At 70.0% G+C, this 23,688-nt stretch carries 19 protein-coding genes; 14 read left to right on the top strand and 5 right to left on the bottom strand.

The window, feature by feature from the left end; genetic code table 11:
• Positions 1 to 2 precede the first annotated feature (2 nt).
• The 6 genes from AC1HIL_RS20510 (at position 3) to AC1HIL_RS20485 (ending at position 6,896) form a co-directional block, all read left to right on the top strand.
• Positions 3 to 641, top strand: coding sequence for a paraquat-inducible protein A (locus AC1HIL_RS20510; protein WP_479669890.1), 639 nt, complete (start codon positions 3 to 5; stop codon positions 639 to 641).
• Positions 638 to 1,351: a paraquat-inducible protein A gene (locus AC1HIL_RS20505; protein WP_057597467.1), complete on the top strand. Its 714-nt coding sequence runs from the start codon at positions 638 to 640 to the stop codon at positions 1,349 to 1,351. The genes AC1HIL_RS20510 and AC1HIL_RS20505 overlap by 4 nt, the downstream gene beginning before the upstream one ends.
• Positions 1,348 to 3,000, top strand: coding sequence for a PqiB family protein (locus AC1HIL_RS20500; protein WP_057597468.1), 1,653 nt, complete (start codon positions 1,348 to 1,350; stop codon positions 2,998 to 3,000). Before AC1HIL_RS20505 ends, AC1HIL_RS20500 begins: the two co-directional genes overlap by 4 nt.
• Positions 2,997 to 3,632: a PqiC family protein gene (locus tag AC1HIL_RS20495; protein ID WP_479669889.1), complete on the top strand. Its 636-nt coding sequence runs from the start codon at positions 2,997 to 2,999 to the stop codon at positions 3,630 to 3,632. Before AC1HIL_RS20500 ends, AC1HIL_RS20495 begins: the two co-directional genes overlap by 4 nt.
• Positions 3,633 to 3,708: 76 nt before the next feature.
• Positions 3,709 to 5,265, top strand: a complete 1,557-nt coding sequence (locus tag AC1HIL_RS20490; protein WP_479669888.1) for an MFS transporter — start codon at positions 3,709 to 3,711, stop codon at positions 5,263 to 5,265.
• 188 nt (positions 5,266 to 5,453) lie between these two features.
• Positions 5,454 to 6,896, top strand: a complete 1,443-nt coding sequence (locus AC1HIL_RS20485; RefSeq protein WP_479669887.1) for a PAN domain-containing protein — start codon at positions 5,454 to 5,456, stop codon at positions 6,894 to 6,896.
• A gap of 24 nt (positions 6,897 to 6,920) precedes the next feature.
• Here AC1HIL_RS20485 and AC1HIL_RS20480 read toward each other — a convergent pair whose 3' ends face one another.
• Positions 6,921 to 7,448, bottom strand: a complete 528-nt coding sequence (locus AC1HIL_RS20480; RefSeq protein WP_057590286.1) for an HD domain-containing protein — start codon at positions 7,446 to 7,448, stop codon at positions 6,921 to 6,923.
• A 448-nt stretch (positions 7,449 to 7,896) separates the two neighbouring features.
• Between AC1HIL_RS20480 and AC1HIL_RS20475 the strand changes: the two genes are divergently transcribed.
• The 5 genes from AC1HIL_RS20475 to AC1HIL_RS20455 are packed head-to-tail and all read left to right on the top strand — an operon-like array spanning position 7,897 to position 13,866.
• Positions 7,897 to 8,937 carry a TRAP transporter substrate-binding protein gene (locus AC1HIL_RS20475; protein WP_057590285.1) on the top strand — a complete coding sequence of 347 codons (1,041 nt, stop codon included), beginning with the start codon at positions 7,897 to 7,899 and terminating at the stop codon, positions 8,935 to 8,937.
• Between the two features lie 5 nt (positions 8,938 to 8,942).
• A complete protein-coding gene (locus AC1HIL_RS20470) occupies positions 8,943 to 10,886 on the top strand; it encodes a TRAP transporter large permease (protein WP_479669886.1) in 1,944 nt (647 codons plus the stop codon).
• A gap of 49 nt (positions 10,887 to 10,935) precedes the next feature.
• Entirely contained in the window at positions 10,936 to 11,976 is a 1,041-nt protein-coding gene (locus AC1HIL_RS20465; RefSeq protein WP_296735994.1) for a LacI family DNA-binding transcriptional regulator, read from the top strand.
• 32 nt (positions 11,977 to 12,008) lie between these two features.
• Positions 12,009 to 13,010 carry a hydroxyacid dehydrogenase gene (locus AC1HIL_RS20460; RefSeq protein ID WP_479669885.1) on the top strand — a complete coding sequence of 334 codons (1,002 nt, stop codon included), beginning with the start codon at positions 12,009 to 12,011 and terminating at the stop codon, positions 13,008 to 13,010.
• A 28-nt stretch (positions 13,011 to 13,038) separates the two neighbouring features.
• Complete coding sequence (locus AC1HIL_RS20455) at positions 13,039 to 13,866, top strand: amidohydrolase family protein (protein ID WP_261205704.1); 828 nt, start codon at positions 13,039 to 13,041, stop codon at positions 13,864 to 13,866.
• Positions 13,867 to 13,881: 15 nt separating this feature from the next.
• On the opposite strand, the gene AC1HIL_RS20450 is transcribed toward AC1HIL_RS20455, so the two are convergent.
• From AC1HIL_RS20450 to AC1HIL_RS20435, 4 genes are all read right to left on the bottom strand, one after another.
• Positions 13,882 to 16,311, bottom strand: coding sequence for a DUF6351 family protein (locus AC1HIL_RS20450; RefSeq protein WP_479669884.1), 2,430 nt, complete (start codon positions 16,309 to 16,311; stop codon positions 13,882 to 13,884).
• Between the two features lie 158 nt (positions 16,312 to 16,469).
• Entirely contained in the window at positions 16,470 to 17,102 is a 633-nt protein-coding gene (locus AC1HIL_RS20445; RefSeq protein WP_479669883.1) for a response regulator, read from the bottom strand.
• A 16-nt stretch (positions 17,103 to 17,118) separates the two neighbouring features.
• Positions 17,119 to 18,156, bottom strand: a complete 1,038-nt coding sequence (locus AC1HIL_RS20440) for a PAS domain-containing sensor histidine kinase (RefSeq protein WP_479669882.1) — start codon at positions 18,154 to 18,156, stop codon at positions 17,119 to 17,121.
• Positions 18,157 to 18,183: 27 nt separating this feature from the next.
• Positions 18,184 to 19,293 (bottom strand): extracellular catalytic domain type 1 short-chain-length polyhydroxyalkanoate depolymerase, encoded by a 1,110-nt coding sequence (locus tag AC1HIL_RS20435; protein WP_479669881.1) that lies wholly within the window; start codon positions 19,291 to 19,293, stop codon positions 18,184 to 18,186.
• A gap of 240 nt (positions 19,294 to 19,533) precedes the next feature.
• On the opposite strand from AC1HIL_RS20435, the gene AC1HIL_RS20430 reads away from it, so the two are divergent.
• From AC1HIL_RS20430 to AC1HIL_RS20420, 3 genes are all read left to right on the top strand, one after another.
• Positions 19,534 to 20,037, top strand: a complete 504-nt coding sequence (locus AC1HIL_RS20430; RefSeq protein ID WP_057590277.1) for an RNA polymerase sigma factor — start codon at positions 19,534 to 19,536, stop codon at positions 20,035 to 20,037.
• 88 nt (positions 20,038 to 20,125) lie between these two features.
• On the top strand, positions 20,126 to 21,172 hold the full coding sequence (locus tag AC1HIL_RS20425) for a FecR family protein (protein ID WP_479669880.1): 1,047 nt from the start codon (positions 20,126 to 20,128) through the stop codon (positions 21,170 to 21,172).
• A 106-nt stretch (positions 21,173 to 21,278) separates the two neighbouring features.
• A complete protein-coding gene (locus AC1HIL_RS20420; protein ID WP_479669879.1) occupies positions 21,279 to 23,687 on the top strand; it encodes a TonB-dependent siderophore receptor in 2,409 nt (802 codons plus the stop codon).
• Position 23,688 lies beyond the last annotated feature (1 nt).

Genomic DNA, 23,688 nt, shown 5'->3' with positions numbered 1-23,688 from the left:
CCATGAAGGAAGTACCTGACACGATGGTATGCCCGGGCTGCGACGCGGTCTATGTCCGCGCCGAACTGCAGCCGCGCGAGGTGGCCCATTGCGCGCGCTGCGGCACCGAGATCGGCCGCCACCCGGGCGCGCAGGAAAGCCGCATCCTGCCGCTGACCGTGACCAGCCTCATCATGTTCGCGATCGCCAACCTGTTCCCGATCGTCGAGATCGAGCTGCAGGGCCTGCGCAGCCAGACCACGCTGGCCGGCGCGGTGGTGGTGCTCGGGGCCGAGGGCATGTCGGTGGTGGCGCTGCTGGTGCTGGCCACCACCATCCTGTTCCCGCTGCTGCAGCTGTGCATCCTGGTCTACCTGCTGATCCCGCTGCGGCGCGAGCACCGGCCGCTGGGCTTCGCGATCCTGGTGCGGCTGATGCAGTCGCTGCGGCCCTGGGGAATGATCGAGGTCTTCCTGCTCGGCGTGCTGGTGGCCGTGGTCAAGCTCTCGAGCATGGCGACGGTGGTCGCGGGGCCCGCGCTGTGGGCCTTCATGGCGCTCACGGTCACGCTGACGGCGGTGCTGTCGTTCAACCCGGGCGCGTTCTGGGAGATGACCTTCCGCGCCGCCGGCGACGAGGACGAGCAGGGGGCTTCCGCATGAAGTTCCCCGCCTTGCGCAGGCCGCCCGCGCCCGAACCGGAACCCGCCGCCGACCCGCCGGTCGTCACCGCCGCCTCGCTGGGCCTGCTGGCCTGCCCGCACTGCGCGGCCGTCTGGCAGGACGCGCAGGAGGGCGACGCCTGCGGGCGCTGCGGCACGCACCTGCACACGCGCAAGCCGCAGAGCCTCACGCGCACCTGGGCCTTCCTGATCGCGGCCTGCATCATGTACATACCGGCCAACCTGCTGCCGGTGATGATCACGCGCACGCTGTTCGGGGCGCAGTACGACACCATCCTCAGCGGGGTGATCTATTTCTGGGTCTCGGGCGCCTACGGGCTCGCGGCCATCGTCTTCATCGCGAGCTTCCTGGTGCCGCTGTTCAAGCTGGCGGTGCTGTTCCTGCTCGTGGTGATGGCCCAGCGCGGCAGCAGCTGGCGGCAGCACGAGCGGGCCAAGCTCTATCACATCATCGAGATCATCGGCCGCTGGTCGATGCTCGACGTGTTCGTGGTGTCGCTGCTGACCGGCCTGGTGCAGATCCAGGGCTTCGCGGTGATCACCGCGGGCGTGGGCATCGCGGCCTTCGGCTCGGTGGTGGTGCTGACCATGCTGGCCTCGCTGAGCTTCGATCCGAAGCTCACCTGGGACAGCCGGCAGGCACAGGCCGTGCAAGAGAATTTCGAGAACAGGGAAGAACAAGCAGCATGAGTGAAGAAGAACGACCGCAAGACCGACCGGCGCCGTCCGCGCCGCCATTGCCGAGGCCGCAGGTCAAGCGCCGCCGCGAGTGGCTGCCCTCGCTGATCTGGCTGATCCCGATCGTGGCCGCGCTGGTCGGCGTGATGCTGGTGGCGCGCATCCTGATGGAGCGCGGCCCCGAGATCGTGCTGACCTTCAAGACCGCCGAGGGCCTGGAGGCCGGCAAGACCGCCGTCAAGTACAAGGACGTGCAGATCGGCCTGGTGCAGAGCTTGCGCCTGGCGCGCGACCGCTCGCACGTGCGCGTGCTGGTGCAGCTCAACAAGGAGGCCGAGGGCTTCACCTCCGAGGACTCGCGCTTCTGGGTGGTGCGGCCGCGGCTCGACACCTCGGGCATCTCGGGCCTGAACACGCTGCTGTCGGGCGCCTACATCGGCGCCGACGCCGGCGTGTCGAAGGAGACCTCGGGCGAGTTCAAGGGCCTGGAGGCGCCGCCCATCGTCACGCGCGACGACTCGGGCCAGCAGTTCCTGCTGCGCGCGGCCGACATCGGCTCGCTCGACGTCGGCTCGCCCGTCTACTTCCGCCGCATCAAGGTGGGACAGGTCGCGGCCTACGAGCTCGACGGCGACGGCCGCGGCGTGACGCTGCGCGTGTTCGTCAACGCGCCCTACGACAAGTTCGTGGGCGTCAACACGCGCTTCTGGCAGGCCAGCGGCATCGATGCGCAGCTCAGCGCCAGCGGCTTCACGCTGCGCACCCAGTCGCTCGCGACCATCCTGCTCGGCGGCATCGCGTTCCAGGCGCCCGACGACGCCATGGGCCCGCTCGCGAAGGAGAACACGGCCTTCATGCTGGCGGCCGACGAGACCACGGCGATGAAGGAGCCCGACGGGCCTTCGCAGACGCTGTTGATGTATTTCAACCAGTCGCTGCGCGGCCTGGTGCCGGGTGCGCCGGTCGACTTCCGCGGCGTGGTGATCGGCGAGGTCAAGTCGATCGGCGTGGAGTTCGACCGCGCCGAGCGCGAGTTCCGCATGCCGGTGCTGGTGCAGATCTATCCCGACCGGCTGCGCCGCCGCAGCACCGATCGCGCGAGCGAGAACGAGCCGCGCTTCTCGCAGCAGGAGCGGCTGCGCTTCCTCACCGAGAAGGGCCTGCGCGCGCAGCTGCGCAACGGCAACCTCATCACGGGCTCGGTCTACGTCGCGCTCGACTTCTTCCCGAAGGCGCCGCCCGCCAAGATCGACCTGAGCAAGAGCCCGATCGAGCTGCCGACCATGGCCAACAGCCTCGACGAGATCCAGTCGCAGGTGCAGGAGATCGCGAGCAAGCTCAACAAGGTGCCCTACGAGCAGATCGCGCAGGACCTGCGCACCACGCTGGCCACGCTCAACAAGACGCTGACCGCCACCGAGCAGACGGTGAGCCGCATCAACAACGACGTGACGCCCGAACTGGCCGCGGCCATGAAGGACGTGCGCAAGACCGTGAACTCGGCCGAGCGCACGCTGGCCGACGACTCGCCGCTGCAGCAGGACACGCGCCAGATGCTGCAGGAGCTCACGCGCGCCGCCGGCTCGGTGCGCGTGCTGACCGACTACCTCGAGCGCCATCCCGAATCGCTGCTGCGCGGCAAACCGGACGACAAGAAATGACGAAGACGCACAGCCGAACCCTTCTCGCCGGCATCGCCGCGCTGGCCGCGCTCGCCGCGGGCTGCGCGAGCAAGCCCGACAGCTACTACACCCTTGCCAGCAGCGTGCCCGCGGACCAGATCGCCGCGCCCGCCGCCAGCGGTACCGTGCCGCTGGCCATCGAGCTCGCGCCCGTGGCCGTGCCCGAGAGGCTGGCCCGGCCGCAGATGGTGGTGCGCAAGCCCGGCGGCAGCGTGCAGGTCGAGGTGCTCGAGCAGCACCGCTGGGCTTCGTCGTTCGAGAACGAACTGCGCGACGCGCTGGCCAGCGGCATCGCCACGCGCCTGGGCGCGCTCGACGTCAGCAAGGGCGGCCGCCCCAATGTGCAGCCGGTGTGGCGCATCGCGGCCCAGCTCAAGCAGTTCGACGCGGTCGACGGCGGGCGCGTGGAAGCGGCCTTCAGCTGGACCTTGCGGCGCGCCGACGAGCCGCGCACCCTGGTGTGCAGCTTCGAGGCCGGCGAACCCGTGGGCACCGGCATGGACGCGGTGGCGCAGGGCGCCCAGCGCGTGACCGCGGCCGCAGCCGCGGCGATGGCGCGCAGCGTGGCTGCCGCGCGCGCGAATCCGTCGGCGACCACCTGCGCGCCTTGATGGCGGCCGTCCCGCGCCAGCAGCGGGGCGGGGCAGGGCGGGGTGGCGAATCGATGCTCTGGAGCGGAGACCAGCGATGGCACAGATCGGCAAGACGCCCGGCGACGACACCGGCTGCCCCGAGGCCTCCAGGCCCTGGGTGCTGGCCGCGGCCATCGTCGGCTCGAGCATGGCCTTCATCGACGGCACGGTCGTCAACGTCGCGCTGCCCGCGATCCAGGCCGACCTGCGCGCCACCGCCTTCCAGGCGCAGTGGGTGGTCGAGTCCTATGCCTTGCTGCTGGCCGCGCTGCTGCTGGTGGGCGGCGCGCTCGGCGACCACTTCGGACGGCGCCGCGTGTTCGCGATCGGCGTCGCGATCTTCGCGTTCTCGTCGGTGGCCTGCGCGCTCGCGGCCAGCGTGCAGCAGCTGATCGCCGCGCGCGCGGTGCAGGGCCTCGGCGGCGCGATGCTGGTGCCGGGCAGCCTGGCGCTGATCAGCGCGGCCTTTCCCGAGAAGGCGCGCGGCAAGGCCATCGGCACCTGGTCGGGCTTCAGCGGCATCACGGGGGCCGTGGGGCCGGTGCTCGGCGGCTTCCTGGTCGATCATTTCTCGTGGACCTGGGCCTTCCTGATCAACGTGCCGATGGCGCTGCTGGTGCTGTGGATCTGCTGGCGCCACGTGCCCGAGAGCCGCGGCGCCTCGGCCCGCGGCGGCCTCGACCCCTGGGGCGCGCTGCTGGCCACGGCCGGGCTCGGCGGCATCGTCTATGCGTTCATCGAGGCGCCCACGCAGGGCTGGGCCTCGGCGGCCGTGCGCGCGGCGCTGGCGATCGGCATCGCGGGCAGCGTCGGCTTCGTCGCCATCGAGCGCCGCGTGCGCGCACCGATGCTGCCGCTCTCGCTGTTTCGCAGCGGCAACTTCAGCGGCGCCAACCTGCTGACCCTGCTGCTCTACGCGGCGCTCGGCGGCGGCCTCTATTTCTTCCCGCTCAACCTGATCCAGGTGCAGGGCTGGTCGGCCACGGCGGCCGGCGCGGCGCTCTTGCCCTTCATCCTCGTCATGTTCGCGCTCTCGGCCTGGGCCGGCCAGCTGGTCGACCGTTTCGGACCGCGGCTGCCGCTGGTGATCGGGCCCGCGATCGCGGCCGCGGGCTTCGGGCTGTTCGCGCTGCCCGGCGTCGGCGCGAGCTACTGGAGCGGCTTCCTGCCGGCCGTGGTGGTGCTGAGCCTGGGCATGGCGGTGACCGTGGCGCCGCTCACCACCACGGTGATGAATGCCGTCGGCCCCGACCTCGCGGGCGTGGCCTCGGGCGTGAACAACGCGGTCTCGCGCGCGGCCGCGGTGCTGGCCATCGCGGTGTTCGGCGCGGTCATGGCCTGGGCCTTCGATGCCGCGCTGGCCGAGCGGCTGCAGGCCGCGGGCGCCTCGGCGCAGGTGACGGCCTTCTTCGAAGGCGAGCGCGCCAGCCTCGCCGGGGCCGCCATGCCGCCGGGCGTGGACGCCGCCACGGCCGAGACCCTGCGGCGCGCGGTGGCCGAAGCTTTCGTGGCGGGCTTTCGCTGGGTGATGCTGCTGAGCGCTGGGCTGGCGCTGCTCAGCGCCGGCAGTGCGTGGCGCATGATCGGCGGCAAGGGCGGCAACCGCCCCTGAACGCGGTGCCGTGACACCTTTCGATGACAGGACTATGCATAGGCCTGCTCTATGCGACACCGAAGATTTTTGAATTGGATCGATGGCAAGCGCCAGTGATTTACTCCGCCCGAAGTTGCATTCGCCACGGCAGACACGGCGAGGCAGCGAGGGAATCATCCCCACGACCCCTGCGATGAGGAGACATCATGAAGTCATCGATCCGGGCACGCCTGGCTGGCCTGTTCCTGACGGCCGCGGCGCTCGCCGGCCCCGCCGCCGCGGCCTCGCTGGACGCGTTCGCGCCGACGCCCAATGCGGCCATCGCGGGCCACAACGTCGAGAACCTGGCGCAGTCCACGCCCGAGATGTGCGCCGCGGCCTGCCTCGGGGCGCCGCGCGCGGCCTGGTGCGTGTCCTTCGACCACCACCGGGCCAACCAGAGCTGCGATCTCAGCGACAAGCGCGCCGAGGACGTGGGCGGCCTGAAGACCGACTACCCCGGCCATCCCTATGACCACTACAGCCTCAAGCCCGACCCGCTGAAGCCTTTCGTGCGAACGCCCGATGCGGCGATCAGCGGCCACAACACCGAGAGCCTGCAGCCGGTGACGCCCGGCGACTGCGCCAATGCGTGCACCGACGCGAGCCGGTCGACCTGGTGCCGTTCCTTCGACTACTACAAGGCCCAGCAGCGCTGCGACCTCAGCGACAAGCGCGCGAGTGACGTCGGCGGACTGAAGACGGACTATCCCGGCCATCCCTACGACCACTATTCGCTGATCGCGGGCGAAGGTATTCCCAACCCCGTGCCGGGCAACAGGCATGTGCTGCTGATCGGTATCGACGGCCTGCGCGGCGATGCGGTGCAGTGCGCGGGCTGCGTGGCGACGCCCGCGATGTCGGCATTGATCGCGGGCGGGGCCTTCCACGGCAACGTGCTGGCCGGCGGCACGAAGCAGGCGACGGTGAGCGGTCCCGGCTGGTCGTCGGTGTTCACGGGGTTCTGGGCCGACAAGCACGGCGTGACGTCCAACGACACCAGCCTGCCGCTGCGCAAGACGCACGTGTTCGACCGGATCAAGGAGGCCTGGCCGACGGCCACGACGGCAGTGGTGGGCGACTGGTTCAACATCACGCACAACCTGCGGCCCGCGAAGGCCGACTTCGTGGTCGCCAACGCGGCCAAGAATTCGCAGCAGGCCACGGACACGGTCAAGGGCTGGCTGAGCTGGAAGCATGCGCCGACGGCGATCTTCTACTACCTGCACAACGTGGACGTGCATGCACCGAGCTACGACCCGCTCAATGCCTTCTATCGGGGCAAGATCGCGGCCGAGGACCAGCAGATCGCGCAGGTGCTGGCGGCGCTGACGGCGCGGCCGAACTATGCGAACGAGGAGTGGCTCGTCGTGGTGACCTCGGACCATGGCGGCGTGGGCAGCGGCCATGGCGGACAGGCGGCCTCGGAGCGAGACACGCTGCTGATCCTCAACAACAACTACCTCAACCCGCTCAAGACCGCTTACTGCCAGGGCAACCTGAGCGCGGCGCCGTTGCTGCAGGTGGATGGCACGGCGCCTCACATCCTGGACTTCATGGGCTTGCCCAACGACACCGAAGGCCGCAAGCACCCGGCCTGCGGCCGCTGAGGCGCGCGTCGGGCGCGGGATCGCTCAGCGCGGCGGCGGATTCGACGGCCAGGCCGAGAGCAGGGCGTCGATTTCGGTCCAGAGCGGATCGCACTGGCCGGCCCGGTAGGCGGCGGCCTTGAAGGTGGCGTGCTCGCCGCGGTAGGTCTCCCACAGGTCGCGATGGCCATCGGCCACGCAGGCGCGCACGTTGGCCAGGCGGTCGGCGGCCTTCACGGTCAGCGCGAGTTCCTGCTCTCCCTTCACATGCGACATGGCGGCATAGGTACGGGCCTTGCGCTCCTTGCGGTTGGCACCGGGCGCGTCGCTCAGCAGCGCCACGCAACCCGCCACCAGGGTGCCGAAGCGTTCGGCGATGTCGGCCACGGTGGCGTCGGTGTCTTCCACCACGTCGTGCAGGAAACCCACGACCTGTGCCTGTTCCCCATAGGGCCGCAGCAGCGCGACCACTGCATCGAGGTGATGGACGTAGGGGTGCACGCCGTACTTCTGGTCGCCGTGCATCTGGATGGCATAGCTTCTCGCGGCGTCGGGGGAGGTCTCTGGGGTCATGCGGACAACCCTAGCGGGTCGTGTGTTCTGTGGCAATGGCGTGGGGGCCGTGTTGTCGTAGGTCGGGGGCGGGCTCACGCCGACGGGGTACTCCCCTCCGCGAATGTCCCCCGCCTTCGGCTCCTCCTTGATTTCGCTGCGGGGAGTACCCCGTCGGCGTGAGCCGGGACACGACGGTCGTTGTGCGGCCGGCACCACCGCAGCGCCCACGTGCCCAGGGCAGCGGGTGCTTCCCGCAGCGAAATCAATGAGGAGCCCGAAGGCCGGGGACATTCGCGGAGGGAAGTACCCGCTGTCCTGTGCACGCGTCCACAGCGCCGCAAAAAACCGCCGTTTACGAAGGAAAACACCTACCGAAACCACATTGCCGCCCGTCTTGTGTATCGATACAGTAAATCGTTCCACCAAACGGCACCAAACGGGCGTTCCGACCCACAGGAGACAAGCCATGACCTCGATTTCACGCCGCCGCTTCGTCCAGTCATCGTCGGCCCTGCCGCTCGCGATGGCGGCCGCCGGCACGGGATTCACGCCCTTCGTCGCCGCGCAGGACAAGACCGTCGCGCTGCGCCTGTCGTCCTCGCACGTCGCCGACCTCAACTCCTCGCACTTCGCGTGGAACCAGCTCATGCAGGTCAACCTCAAGAAGGCCGTCGGCGAGCGCATCCGCATCGACTACTTTCCCAACAACCAGCTCGGCAAGGAAAGCGACGTCGTGCAGCAGGTCAAGGTCGGCTCCATCGACATGATGCTCACCGGCTCCTCGATCTGGGCCACCGTCACGCCGCAGTTCGGCATGCTCGACCTCGGCTACCTGTTCGACAGCTACGAGCATGTCGCCAAGGCCCTCGACGGCGGCGTCGGCGCCAAGCTCAACGACATGCTGGTCAAGAGCACCGGCTGCCAGGTCATCACCTGGGGCCAGCACTACGGCGCGCGCAACGTCTACACCAAGCAGCCCGTGAAGTCGCTGGCCGAGGTGAAGAACGTCAAGCTGCGCGTGCTGCCCACGCCCGCCTTCATCGAGACCTTCAAGATCATGGGCGCCATCCCCACGCCCATCTCCTTCGGCGAGCTCTACATGGCCGCGCAGACCGGCGTCGTCGACGGCTTCGAGCACGATGCCGCCACCGTGCTCGCGAGCAAGCTCAACGAGGTCGTCAAGCACTGCTGGATGACCGAGCACCTGTTCAGCCCCATGGTCTGCATCGCCGGGCGCCGCGCCATGGACCGCATTCCGGCCGACCTGCGCCCGGCCTTCCTCAAGGCCGCGGCAGAATCGACCGCGCAGCAGCGCCAGATCGGCGCCGAGAAAGGGCAGGGCGCCATCGAGGAACTGAAGAAGCTGGGCCTGAGCTTCACGCCGATGGCGAAGAACGAGCGCGACCAGGTGCGCAAGGAGATGGAGGCCAGGCTCTGGTCGGCCTTCGCCAAACAGTATCCCGAGACCGGGCCGCTGTTCGCCGCCATCAACGCCGCCCGCGCCTGACCGGCATGTCCAGCGTCCTGCCTCCGATGGCTCCGGTCACGCCCGTTTTGCCGCCCGTGTCGCCGCTGCCGGCCGCGGGCCATGGCCACGATCCGCGCGCCCTGGGCTTCAGCACCGCCCACCCCGCGGGCCGCGGCCTCGCCTGGCTCACGCGCGCCATGGAGAACGTGGCGGGCGTCGTGCTCGCGATCGATGTTCTCATCGTCTTCGTCTCGGTCGTGTTCCGCTACTTCCTGCACGACCCCTTCGACTGGGCCGAGGAGGTCGCGCGCGCGCTGATGGTGATCCAGGTCTTCTTCGGCGCCGCCACCGTGCTCGCGCGCAGCCAGCACGTGGGCGTCGACCTGTTCCGCGGCCTGCTGCCCGCGCGCTGGCAGCCCGCGCTGATCCAGTTCGGCAACTGGATCGTGGTCGGCGTCTCGGCCAGCCTGCTCGTCTCCTCGTGGGAGCTGCTGCTCGACGCCTACAACATGACCACCCCGATCGGCCTGCCGCAGTGGATCTACGTCTACCCGGTGGTCATCGGCAGCCTGTTCATGACCTTGTTCGGCCTCGCCAACGCCGTCAACGGACCGGCGCGCCGCGTGTGGAGCACCCTGGCCGTCGGCATCGCGCTCACCGCCGCCGTCGTGGGCTGGAACGCCTTCGTGCCCGGCCACGCCATCGCGCCCTGGATGCTGCTGACCGCGGGCTTCCTCGGCGGCCTGATGCTCGGCGTGCCGATCGCCTTCGTGCTCGCGCTCTCGTCGCTGGTGTTCTTCATGGCCGATCCGTCGCTGCCGATGCTGGTCTATTCGCAGCAGGTGATGGCCGGCACCGACCACTACGTGCTGCTCGCCATTCCCTTCTTCGTGCTGGCCGGCCTGCTGATGGAATCCAACGGCATGTCCTCGCGGCTGATCGAGCTGCTGCTGCGCATGTTCGGCCGCCTGCGCGGCGGCCTGGGCCTGATCACCATCACGGCCACCGCCTTCTTCTCGGGCGTTTCGGGCTCGAAGCTGGCCGACATCGCCGCGGTCGGCGGCATCATCATGCCGGCCGTGCGCAAGACGAAGCAGGACCCGAACGAGACCGCCGGCCTGCTGGCCTGCACCGCGGTGATGGCCGAGACCATCCCGCCGTGCATCAACATGATCATCATGGGCTTCGTCGCCAACATCTCGATCGCCGGGCTGTTCATGGCCGGCCTCGTGCCCGCCGTGGTGCTCGCGCTCTCGCTGGCCGCGGTCACCATCTACGTCGGCGCGCGCATCGACCCCGACCAGGCCTTCGACGTGCGCACGCCCATGTTCCGGCTGCTCGGCGGCGCGCTGGTCGCGCTGGTGATGGTGGCGATGATCGGCAAGGGCGTGACCTCGGGCGTCGCGACCTCGACCGAGGTCTCGTCCTTCGCCGTGGTCTACGCGCTGGTGGTGGGCTGGCTGGCCTTCCGCGAGCTCACCTGGTCGTCGGTGGCGCGCCTGTTCGTGCGCTCGGCCTCGATGGCGGGCAGCATCCTGTTCATCGTGGCGGCCGCCTCCAGCCTCTCGTTTGCGCTGACAATCCAGCAGATCCCGCAGTACCTGTCGTCGTTCATGATCGAGTTCGCGCACGCATGGGGCAGCACCATGTTCGTGATGCTCTCGGTGCTGATCATGATCGTGTTCGGCGCCATCCTCGAGGGCGCGCCCGCGCTCATCATCTTCGGGCCGTTGCTGACACCGATCGCGGCGCAGCTGGGCGTCAATCCGCTGCACTTCGGCACCGTGATGGTCATCGCCATGGGCTTCGGCCTGTTCGCGCCGCCGGTGGGGCTGGGGCTGTTCGCCACCTGCGCCATCACCGGCACCCAGGTGAAGGACGTGGCGCGGCCGATGATGAAATACCTCGCGGTGCTGTTCGTCACCCTGGTACTGCTGGTGCTGGTGCCGGCCTTCTCGGTCTGGCTGCCCACGCGCATGGGGCTGTGACGAGGCACGACCGCAGGACCGCGATGAACCCGAAAGGACCCCGAAAACCGTGAGCAGAATCAGCGATGTCGCCCAGCGCGCGGGCGTTTCGACCAGCACCGTGTCGAACGTGTTGAATGGCCGCGTGGACCGCATGGCGGCCGCCACCCTCGAGCGGGTGCAGGACGCCATCCGCGAACTCAAGTACCGGCCCAACACCTCGGCGCGGCAGCTCAAGACCGGCCACACGCCGCTGATCGGCCTGCTGGTGCCTTCGATGGCCAACCCGATGTACGGCTTCATCGCGCGCGAGGTCGAGGCGCTGGCACAGGAGCGCTACGGCTTTCGCATCATGATCGGCAACACCTACCGCGAGAAGGAACGCGAGGCGCGCTTCTTCGAGGACCTGATGGCGCACGGCGTGCGCGGCGTGATCATCATCTCCTCGCTGATCGACGAGCAGCACGTCGAGGCCGCGGCCGAGCGCGGCCTGGTGGTGGTGAGCTACGACCGGCGCGCCACGCCCGGCGAGGACTCGGTGATCGACCACGTCACGGTCGACAGCTTCGAGTCCTCGCGCATCGCCACCGCGCACCTGATCGAACGGGGCCACCGGCGGCTGGCCTTCGTCACGCCATCGGGGCGCACCATGAGCCGCAACGAGAAGATCCAGGGCTTTCTCGCGGCCGCGCGCGCAGCCGGCCTCGAGAGCAGCGCGCGTGTGGTCGAAGGGCTGCCGGTCGACGAGTACGGCGACTCGATGATGAGCGAGCTGGGCCGCACCCAGGCCAGCCAGCTCGCGCAGCTGCCCGAGCGGCCCACCGGCGTGGTCGGCGTCAACGACCTGCTGGCCTACGGTCTGATGGCGGGCTTTCGCGATGCCGGGCTCGCGGTGCCCGACGACGTGTCGGTGGTCGGCATCGACAACGTGTTCCTCTCCACCCTGATGTACCCCGCGATGACCTCGGTGCGCGTGCCGGTGCCCGAGATGGCGCAGGTGATGGTCGAGCGCGTGATGAGCCGCCTGGCCGACGGCGCGCTGCCCGCGGGCGAGTTCCTGTTCGCGCCCACGCTGGTGGCGCGCGACTCGGTGGCGCCGCCGCGCGGCTGAGGCCGCCTTTTTCTTTTCTTCCTGCCTTGTCCATGACCACGGTTTTCGTCAGCCATCCCCAGAGCAAGCTCGCCCACTACTTCGGCGAGCGCGCCAGCAACGCGCTGCGCGCCTTCGCGCAGGTGCGCTTCAATCCCGAGGACCGCGATCTCTCGTCGCACGAGATCGCCGAACTGGCGCGCGACTGCGACGCCATCGTCTCCTACCGCCAGACCGTGGGCGACGAGGCGCTGTTCGCCGCGCTGCCGAAGCTGCAGGCCTTCGTGCGCTGCGCCATCGACATCCGCAACATCGACCTCGCCGCCGCGAGCCGCCACGGCGTGCTGGTGACGCAGGCCAGCGCGGGCTTCATCGCCTCGGTGTCCGAATGGATCGTGGGCGCGATGATCGACCTCGCGCGCGGCATCAGCACCTCCACCGCGCTCTACCACGCGGGCCTGCCGGTGCCGCCCGCCATGGGCCGCGAGCTGCGCGGCGCCACGCTCGGCGTGATCGGCTACGGGCAAATCTCACGCTACCTCTGCACCGTCGCGCAGGCGCTGGGCATGCGCGTGGTGGTGCACGATCCCTTCGCGGTGGTGGCGCAGCCCGGCATCGCGCAGGCCGGCTTCGACGAGCTGCTCGCGCAGTCCGACTTCGTGGTCTGCCTCGCGGCAGCCACCGAGGACACCGAGAACCTCATGAACGCCGCGGCCTTCGCGGCGATGCAACCGGGCGCCTTCTTCATCAATGCCGCGCGCGGCAACCTGGTCGACGAGGATGCGCTGGTCGCGGCACTCGATGCCGGCACGATCGCGGGCTGCGCGCTCGACGTGGGCCGCGCGCCCGACCAGATGCCGTCGCCCGTGGTGGCGCGCCATCCGCGCGCGATCGCCACGCCGCACATCGGCGGCCTCACGCCGCCCGCGGTCGAGCACCAGGCGATGGAAACCGTGTCGCAGCTGGCCGAGATCTTCCAGGGCCGGGTACCGAAGGGCGCGGTGAATGCCACCGAGGCCCGTCGCTGGCGCCAGGCCTTCGGCGTGCCGGCCTGATCCCTTTCCCCATCCACCGAGAGCCCCCATGGAACCGACCCGGAACGCGCGCTATGCCGGCGCCTGCGACTGCCACGTCCACATCTACGAAGACCGCTTCCCGCTGATCCCGAACGTCGCCTGGGTGCCGCCGCATTCGCCGGTGTCGGCCTACCGCGAGCAGGTGCAGCAGCCGCTGGGCATCGAGCGCGCGGTGGTGGTGCAGCCCACGGGCTACGGTTTCGACAACCGCTGCACCCTCGATGCGCTGGCGCAGTTCGGCGAGGCGGCGCGCGGCATCGCGCTGCTGGCGCCCGATGCGCCCGACGCCGAGATCGCGCGCCTGCATGCGGGCGGCATGCGCGGCGTGCGCTACATGATGATCGGCGGCGTGCTGGGCTGGGAGTCGCTGCCGGGCATGGCCGCGCGCATGGCCGATGCCGACTGGATGATCAACCTGCAGCTCGACGGCCGCACCATGCCCGAGCACGAGGAGGTGCTCAGGAAGCTGCCGTGCCGGCTGGTGCTCGACCACAACGGCAAGTTCCTCGAGCCGGTGGCGCCCAGCCATCCCTCGTTCCAGTCGCTGCTGCGCGTGATCGACGCGGGCCGCGTGTGGATCAAGCTCTCGGCGCCCTACGAGACCTCGAAGAGCGGCGCGCCCGGCTACGACGACGTGAGCCTGCTCGCGCGCACGCTGGCCGAGACCTTTCCCGAGCGCTGCCTGTGGGCCAGCAACTGGCCGCACCCGGGACGCGATCCGCGCCCCGAGAGCGCGCCGCTGTACGACCTGCTGTTCTCGTGGGCCGCGAGCGAGGACACGCGCCGGCGCATCCTGGTCGACAACCCGGCCGCGCTCTACGGCTTCGCGGCCTGAGCCTCGCGCGTTCGGCTACAGCGGTGAGGACACCGGCGCGGCCGGCAGCACGACACCGCCGGTCACCGCGCTGTAGTCGAGCAGGCCCGCGGGCTGCTGCTGGCCGACGCCGGGCTTGGCGAAGTCGCAGACGCCGTCGGGGAAGACGGCACGCAGCCGGCCGAGCTGCGCATCGCTCAGGGTCGAGGGCGCATAGTCGGCCGCGGCGATCGGCTTCAGCTGGCACTTGAGGATGTTCTCGGTGCGCGCGCCGCCCGCGACCTGGCGCGGCGAGGCACGCAGCACCAGGCCCGGATCGGCATCGCAAACGGCAGGGTCCGTGACCTTGGTGGTCTGCGTCGCATCGCTCGACAGGTAGCAGAAGTCGAACACCGAGCGCGGCCTGGCCGCGACCACCTGCTGCTGGGTCCGCGCATCGTTCACGAAGGCCTTGGGCGCGCTGGTGTTCAGTGCGCTGAGCCAGGCGTCCATGCCGAGGAAGGAGTCGAGCGTCATCGACGCCGAGGCCGCCAGCCCCGGGCCGAAGCGCCAGATGACCTGGTTGCCATGGCCGCCGGCGTCCGCGTCGATGCGGTCGCGCTGCGAGAAGCTGCGCCAGGTGTGGTGGATGCCGGTCTCGTCGCGGCCGCGCGCATCGATGATCGGCAGCTTCGAGAAGTTCAGGCCGCTGCCCACGTTGCCCGAGCGGTAGGCGATGGGCAGCGCGGCCGCGTCGGCCACCGAGCGGGCGGGCGAGCGTTCGTTGTCGGCATCGAGCCCGCCGATCTTCTCGTTGAGCACGACGAATTCCTCGGGCGTGATCGCGGCCGAGCGCAGCGCCTTCAGGCCGTACTGGATGCCGGTGTTGTCGTAGGTGAGGTTGGCGCGGCGCGTGCCCGGCGCGGTGCCCCAGACGGGGATCGCGGCATCGACGTCGGTGCAGCGCACGCCGGCGGGATTGGTCTTCGCGTCGTAGACCAGCGCGGCGGGCAGGCCGCAGTTGTTCCTCGGCGCGCCGAAGGGCGCCATGTTGCCGTCGGCGTCGATCACGGCCTGGATCACGTAGTTGCCGGGCTTGAAGAAGGGGCCGAAGGCGTTGTTCCACGAATGGCAGCCGAGCTGGTCCTGGTGGCCGTTGATCGCGGCCTTGCGTGCGTTGACCTGCGCGGGGGACATGCCGGCGACGAGTGCCTTCCACGCGGGCGAGGCGTAGTAGTTCACCAGCAGCACGCAGTCCTCGACCTCGGTCGCCGTGGTCGTGGTGTCGCTGTAGTCGCACTGCACCTGGATGCCGTCGAGCAGGCCCGGGTAGATCGAGGCGGTGGTGTTCTGCATGATCGAGCCGCCCGAGCAGCCGTTGCCCATGGTGTATTTGATCTCGCCATAGGTATCGACGATGTGCTCCTTCATCATCATCACCGTCTCGGTGTGCTGCACGTGGTTGGCGTTGTAGGCCGAGTCGGTCAGGCCGTTGGCCACCACCATCATCCCGCGCGACAGCGCCGCGTCGTCGGCCCAGTTCTGCGAGCTGCGGAACTGCAGGCGCGGCTGGCCGGTGCTGGCGCCGAAGGAATAGACGACCTTGCCGCTCCACTGGGGCTGCGGGTCGGCGGGGTTCCAGGCGCGCGTCGGGTCGATCAGCACCGCGATGTCGTAGATGCCGCGGTTGATCGTTCCGCGCTCGATCTGGACGATGTACGGCACCGATTCGGCCAGGCCGTCGGGCCGGGTCTTCGCGACCTTGGCGAGCGGCGTGCTCGCCGCGTCGTAGGGCTGGAAGCAGGAGTTCGCGGGCGTGGAGGCGGGCGTTCCGGGGGCCGAGGGCGAGGGGTCGGGCAGCACGAAGGAACAGCCGCCGTCGCCCGCCGCGACCGAGACGGGCGTCAGGGTCCGGTAGAACAGGCGCCGCTGCGTCGCGATCGCGCATTGCGCGTCGGTCGCGCTGCCGGCCAGGCCGCTGGCATTGGTCGCGGGCGTGGTGGCGTCGCCGGGCGTGGCGGCGGGCGTCGCGCAGACGTAGGGCAGGGACTGGACACCGGAGAAGACGGGCCCCTGCGCCGGGTGGTTGGTGACGACCAGCGCCGCCGCAGCGAAGGAGCTGTCGGTGGCGGCCACCGTCAGCTTGTTGGCGCCGATCGCGAGGCCGCTCACCAGGCCGAGGATGCGCCCCTGGCCGTTGGGCTTGAAGGCACCGGAGACATCGGTGCCGCCGAGGCTGACCTTGAGGCTCGACCGGTTCGCGGACGGCGGCAGCACCACCTCCACGAGCGCCGATCCGCCGCTGACCATGTCGGCGCGCGTCGACAGCACCTTGAGGCTTGCGGCCGCGGGGGCGGTCGTTCCGCCGCCCGCCGGCGGCAGGGGAAGGAAGGCGCTGCTGCTTCCGCCGCCGCCGCATCCCGCGGCCAGCAGCACGAAGGCCGCGGCGATCCATGGCGCCACGGTCCGGCTTTGTCTCGATGTCATCCGTTGTTTTCCTTGTCGATGCGGCACGCGTCGAAGACCCACCGGAGTCCTCCAGCCGCGTGCCGCCGCCAGCTTAGGCAGCGCGGCTTCGCGCGGCGATCAGACTATTCCGATCAGGGGTAGGTGTTTGCCCAAGGGCGCTCGGCGCCCACACCTTGTCAGTGGATCAGACCGTTGCGCACCGCGTAGAGCACGAGCTCGGCCGTGCTCGCCACGCCGAGCTTCTCGAGCAGGTTCGCGCGATGGGTGCTGACGGTCTTCACGCTGATCAGCATCTCCTCGCCGATGTGGGTCAGCGACATGCCCTTGAGCAGCATCAGCATGATTTGGTGCTCGCGCATCGTCAGCCGCTGGTGGGGCGGGCGCGTGTCGAGGCCGACGGCCTGCTCGTGCAACTGGGAGGCGATGCGGTGGCCCACGTACTGCCCGCCGGCGGCCACCTGGCGGATGGCGTCCATGAGCTCCGCGGGCTCGGCATCCTTGGCGACATAGCCGTTGGCGCCTTCGCGGATCGCCACCAGCGCGTACTGCGTCTCCGGATACATCGAGAGCACCAGCACCGGCAGCCGCGGCCACTTGATGCGGATCGAGGCCAGCAGGTCGAGGCCGCTGCGGCCCTCGAGGTTGATGTCCAGCAGCACCAGGCTGAAGCGGCCCTGCTGGAGCTGTTCGAGCGCCTGGCCGACGTTGCTGGCCTGGCCGGCCACGCGGATGTCGCTTTCGTCGAGCATCAGCCGCTGCAGGCCCGAGCGAAAGATGGCGTGGTCGTCCACGATCAGCAGGTCGATCATGGGCCGTCTCCCGTTGCTAGAGCAGGGGAGCGCGCAGCTCCAGCCGCGTGCCCTGGCCGGGCGCCGCGTCGATGCGCAGCGTGCCGTCGATCTCGTGCGCGCGCTCGCTCATGCCGAGCAGGCCGAGCGCGGGGCCGGCCACCGTCGCGGGGTCGAAGCCCTGCCCATCGTCGTGCATGGCGAGCACGAGCTCGTCGCCGGCGGGCTCCAGCGCGACCTCGAGCAGCATGGCCTGCGAATGGCGCGCCACGTTGGTCAGCGCCTCGCTGAAGATGCGGTAGACGGCGAGGGCGCGACGGGGCGACAGGCGCGCCGAGATCTCCTGCGCCTGGACCCGGTGCGCGATGCCATGGCGGCGCGAGAACTCCTGCAGGTCGCGCCGGACGGCGACCGACAGGTCGAGGTGGTCGAGCGCGCTCGGGCGCAGGGCCTCGGACATGCTGCGCACCGCGTCGATGGTCTGCTGCGTCAGCCCCAGGATCCCCTGGACCAGCGCGCGCGTCTCCTCGCCCTCGCTGCGCTTGAGCACGCGCGATGCGTCCATCTTGATCGAGGTGAGCATGCCGCCGAGCACGTCGTGCATGTCGCGCGCGAAGCTCTGGCGCTGTTCCTCGAGCGTGCGCGCCGTGTGGGCGGCGAGGTCGCGCAGGCGCTGCTGCGAGGCGCGCAGCTCCTGCTCGTTGCGCAGCTGCTGGGTGACATCGACGCCGACGCCCATGACGGCCGGGCGGCCGCCGAACATCATGCGCGTGCCGTGCACCTCGATGTAGATGGTGCGGCCGTCGCGATGCAGCCCGCGCGTGATGAAGCGCAGGCTGGGCGGATTGCTGTCCAGCCGCAGGTGGTAGCGCCGGAGCACCTCGGGCAGGAAGTCGGGCGGGACGAAGCGATCGAGGTGGGCGCCGATCATCTCCTGCGGCGTGTAGCCGACCAGCGCGGCCCAGGTGGCGTTGGCATAGGCGAAGCATTCGTCCTGCAGCACGTAGATGCCGGCCAGCGACTGCTCGACGATCGCATGGAACGGGATGTCGGGCAGCGAGGGGTCCTGCGCCATGGCCTGCTTCAGTCCAACGGTGGCGGCTCAACGCGGCGCGACATTGCCGTCCAGCGTGTAGGCCTTGAAGAAGTCCCAGGTGATGCGCGAGGCGTCGGGGCCCTGGGGATCGCTGAACAGCATGCCGGGCTTGCCGCCGCTCCAGGCGTGGTTCATGCCGTCGATGGTGTACATCTGGACCAGTATCTTCGTCTTGTCGGCGCTCAGGTAGTTTTCTTTGCGGTAGGCATGCTTGTCCGCCGTGCCGGCGATCGATTCGGTGCTGCTGGGCAGGTTGCGCTTGAAGCCGTCGTCGTAGGACACCTGGCCCGCCGGGCTCTGGAACGGCACGGAATCGTTGTCCCTGGCATCGTCGGCGATGTCGTCGAGCTGCACGAACTGCTGCGCGACCTGCTTGCCGTTCTTCGGATTGACGACGGCATCCGCCGTGCCGTGGAAGACCAGCAGGGGCATCAGGCGCGCGCGCCTGCCGCCGCACTCCCAGGCATCCTGGCCGCGCACGTCGGGGGCGGCGCTGCTGCCGGTCAGCAGGGTCTCGAGGCCGTGCAGCGGATCGGTGGCGGCCTTGTACATGCCGCCCGAATGGACCGCCGCGGCGGCGAACACCTCGGGGTAGCAGGCCGCCATGGTCGCGGTCATGGCGCCGCCGGCCGAGATGCCCGCGACGTAGACGCGGTTGCGGTCCACGACACGCGAATAGGTGTTCATCGCCTCCTGCAGGATCGCCTGGATCGCGCCCGGCTCGCCGGAGTCGCGCGCCTGGTTCTCGGGCTGGTAGAAGTTCCAGCACCGCATCGGATTGCGCAGGATCGACTGCCGCGGATAGACGACGATGAAGCCTTCGCGGTCCGCCAGCTCGTTCATGCGGCTGACCTCGGCCATGTTCTCGGGGTCCGAGGTGCAGCCGTGCAGCAGCAGCATCACGGGCAGTTTGCGGCCCGCGAGGAGGCTGGCGTCGTAGCCCGAGGGCAGCCACACCTTGTAGGCGTAGGTGTTCAGCAGGAAGGGCCAGCCGGCGATGTAGAGGCCGTCCTTCCATTGGCCGGCGGCCGCGGGTCCCGCGAAGCCGAGCGATGCGATCAGAAGGGGCAGCGCCAGCAGCAGGCGGATGAATTGCCGGGTCCGGTTCGACGACATGGGGGCCTCCTTGGATGTTGTGGATCGCGTGCCTCGCGCAGCACGCCGCCTATTGGAGGCGGGCGGCCCCGGTGGCGGCCATCGGAAGTTTCTGATTGCGCCCCGGGGTTATCCCGTCCGGAAAGCCCGCGATAATCCGCGCTCCCCGCCTTCCCTTGAACCGCCTCAGGTCAGCCACGCCGCGTCGAAGCCAACCTGCCTCCTGGACTTCGACCCACCCTTGCCGGTGCCGGCGCGCCCGTGTTCGAACGCTATTACCGCGAACTGCTGAACTTCCTGTCCCGCAAGGTGCCGGACCGCGCCACCGCGGCCGACCTCGCGCAGGAGAGCTATGCGCGCGTCTACGAGGCGCAGCGCGCGGGCAGCGTGGTGCGCGATCCGCGCGCGCTGCTCTACCGGGTCGCGCGCAACCTGGTCACCGACCATCACCGGCGCAGCAGCGTGCGCGCCGGGCTGGCGGACGCCGCGACCGAGGACGGCCTGGGCGAGCCCGACGACTGCATGGGCCCCGCGAGCTTCGAGCCCGACGCGGCGCTGGCCTCGAGCCAGGGGCTGGCCGCGATGATCGCCGCCATCGACGGCCTGCCGCCGCGCTGCCGCGAGGCCTTCGTGCTCTACAAGTTCGACGGGCTCTCGTATGCCGAGGTCGCCGAGCGCATGGGCATCTCGGTGCGCACGGTCGAGATGCAGCTGCGCATCGCGATGGCGGCCTGTTGGGACTGCCTGGAGCGCGACGGGAAATGAACGCAGCCACGATGAACCGAAGAGAGACCGCGTCCTACAGGGTTGGCGCCCGCTCGTGCGTCTCCATCCCCAGGGACGCCCTCGCCACATGACCTCGACGCCATCACCGGAAGACGCATCGCGCCTGCGAGAGCAGGTGCTCGACTGGTTCGTGCGCCGCCAGCGCGAGGGCTGGAGCGCCGGCGAGGAGCGCGAGTTCCAGGCTTGGCTGGTGGCCGATTCGCGCCGCGGCGAGGCCTGGCGTGCCTGGGAATCGCGCTGGCGGGCCGTCGACGCGATCCCGGCCGCGACCGTGGCCGGCTGGCGCGAAGGCTTCGCGGGCCGCGCGACCGCGCCCACGCGGCGCGGCTTCATGAAACCGGCGCTGGCGCTGGCTGCCACCGGCATGGCCGTCGGCGCCGGCTACCTGGGCTGGCGCGAGCTGCAGGCGCAGCCGGTGTTCGTGCAGGCCTTCGCCACCCGGCGCGGCCAACAGCTCGAACTGCCGCTGCCCGACGGCACGCGGCTGCGGCTCGACACCGCGACCCGCATCGAGGTGCAGCTGTTCCACGACCGGCGCGAGGTGCGGCTGCTCGAGGGACAGGCGGTGTTCGCCGTGCAGTCCGATGCCGAGCGGCCGTTCTCGGTGCTGGCCGGGCCGCTGGAGGTGCGCGTGGTGGGCACCCGTTTCGCCGTGCGCCACACGCCGGGGATCGACGGCGCGGACGGCACGCGGGTGTCGGTGGAGGAGGGCCGGGTGCGGGTCGCGCGGCGCGAGCGCGCGCAGGATGGCGCCTGGGCCGCGCCCTCGGCCGCGAGCCTGCGCGAGGCGGTGTTCCTGGTCGCGGGCCAGCAGCTCGACAGCGATGCCCAGGGCCTGCTCGGCACGGTGGCGGCGGTGCCGGCCGAGGGCATCGCGCCCTGGCGCGAGCACCGGCTGAGCTTCGTCGACACGCCGCTGGCGCGCGCGCTGGCCGAGCTCGAGCGCTACGGCAGCACCGGCCTGGTGGTGAACGATCCGGCCGTGGCGGCGCTGCGGCTGACCGGCACCTTCGATCCGCGCGATCCGCGCACCCTGCGCCGCGCGCTGCCGAGCGCCTTGCCGGTGCGGCTGAAAGAGGCGGGCGCGGTCACCGAGCTGGTCGCCGCGCACTGAGACGAGAGCGGCGCCGGAAAAAATTTTCGGCGGGACTACGGTATTTCCCGCGCATCGTGCGTCAACCCAGATGAGAACCATTTGTATTCGAAATCTGGAAACGTAGATGAACTGCTTGACATCGAAGCCGGCACCGCTGGCTCTGGCCCTGGCGCTCGCGCTGTCCCACCTGACCGCATCGGCCCAGGCGCTGCCGGCCGACCCGGTGCCGATCCGCATCGCGGCCCAGCCGCTGGCCCAGGCGCTCAACGACTGGGCGCGCCAGACCGGCGTGCAGCTCGTGGTGCAGCAGAGCCTGGTGGCGGGCAAGACCGCGCCGGCAGTCTCGGGCCGGCTCGCACCGCGCCAGGCGCTCGACCAGCTGCTGGCCGGCAGCGGCCTTGCGGCCAGCGTGGAAGGCAACGCCGTGGTCATCCGCACGCTGGTGCCGGGCGCTTCCAATGCGTCGCTGCCGGCCGTCACCGTGCAGGCCGAGGGCGAGCAGAGCGCCACCAGCCGCGTGCAGGGCTACGTGGCCCGGCGCAGCGCCACCGGCACCAAGACCGACACGCCGATCATCGAGACGCCGCAGTCGATCTCGGTGATCACGGCCGACCGCATCGAGGCCATGGGCGCCGCCAACCTCAAGGACGCGCTGGGCTACACGCCGGGCGTGTCGACCACCACCTACGGCGCCGACTCGCGCTACGACTGGATCTCGCTGCGCGGCTTCGATGCCTATTCGCCGGGCTTCTACCTCGACGGCCTGCCGCTGCGCAACAACAGCACCTGGGGCGTGTGGCGCACCGAGAACTACGGCGCCGAGCGCATCGAGCTGCTGCGCGGGCCCTCGTCGGTGCTCTACGGCATGAGCGGGCCGGGCGGGGTGGTGAACGTGGTCAGCAAGCGCCCGACGGCGGAGCCGGTGCACGAGCTGCAACTGCAGCTGGGCGACCACGCCCGCAAGCAGGTGGCAGGCGATTTCTCGGGCGCCCTGGATGCCGACGGCAAGCTGCTCTATCGCATCACCGGGCTGCTGCGCGATGCGCAACTGCCGGCGGCCAGGGAGGCCGACGACCGCAGCTACATCGCACCCTCGCTGACCTGGAAGCCGTCGAGCGACACCACGCTCACGCTGCTGTCCCAGTTCACGCGCACGCGCAGCGGCGTCTACACGCGCGCGCGGCCGCAGGTCGGCTCGCTCGATCCGACGGCGATCGGCAGCTTCATTCCCTCGAGGCTGTTCGTCGGCGAACCCGGCTTCGACCGTTTCGACCAGGACCAGGAAATGGTCGGCTACCAGTTCGAGCACCGCATCGACGACACCTGGACGGTGCGGCAGAACGCACGCTATGCGCACCAGAAGCTCGACTACACGGGCACGCAGTTGCGCGGCTTCAATGCGCTGAACCCCGAGGTGCCGAACGATCCGGTCAACTTCCAGCAGATGGCGCGCAGCGTGTTCGGCAGCCGCGAGAACATCGCCGCCGTGGCGCTCGACAACCAGGCGCAGGCCGACTTCCGCACGGGCGAGGCGCAGCACAAGGTGCTGGTCGGGCTCGATTACCAGCGCACCCGGATCGACCAGGTCACCTTCAGCGGTGGCAGCGCGTCGCCGCTGAACATCCATGCGCCGGTGTACGGCGGGCCGATCGAATTGCCCGCGCCGTATTTCGACGGCATCACCCGGCTGACGCAGACCGGCCTGTACCTGCAGGACCAGGTCAAGTGGGGCGAGCGCTGGTCGCTGACCGTGGGCGGTCGCTACGACACGGCCGACAGCACGGTCTTCAGCCGCCTCGACGGCTCGACCCAGCGCATCCGCGACCACAAGTTCACCAGCCGCGCCGGCCTGGTCTACCTGCATCCGAGCGGCTGGGCGCCGTATCTGAGCTACTCGGAGTCGTTCGCGCCGACCGCCACCATCGACCCGGTCTCGGGCGACCCCTTCAAGCCAGAGAGCGGCAAGCAGTTCGAGGCCGGCGTGCGCTACCAGCCCACGGGCGGCAAGGCGATGTACAGCGCGGCCGTCTTCGACCTGCGGCGCAAGAACTACATCAGCTTCGACGGCGATGCCAAGCCCAGGCAGACGGGCGAGATCTCGGTGCGCGGCCTGGAGCTCGAGGCCACGGCCGAGGTCGCGCCGCGCATGAACCTCACGGCCTCCTACAGCTACACGCCGCGCGCCATCGTCACGGCCAGCAGCAATCCAGACGAGATCGGCAAGCAGGCCACGGCCGTGCCGCGCCACCGGTTCTCGGTCTGGGCCGACTACCGCTTTTCCAACGGCCTGAAGGTCGGACTCGGGGCGCGCTACACCGGCACCAACCACGGCGACGGCGAAGCCACGCGACCGAGCAAGGTCCCCGCATCCACGGTGCTCGACGCCATGCTCGGCTACGACATCGATCGCTGGACCCTGGCGCTGAACCTGCGCAACCTCACCAACAAGACCTACATCGCCAACTGCGGCTACGGCAACTGCTACTACGGCTATCCGCGCACCGCGACGGCCACGGCCACCTACCGCTGGTAGG

The sequence above is a fragment of the Variovorax sp. ISS6 genome, from assembly GCF_056523145.1.
The sequence above is the reverse complement of the archived record's forward strand: the minus strand, read 5'-3'. Positions and strand labels throughout refer to the sequence as shown.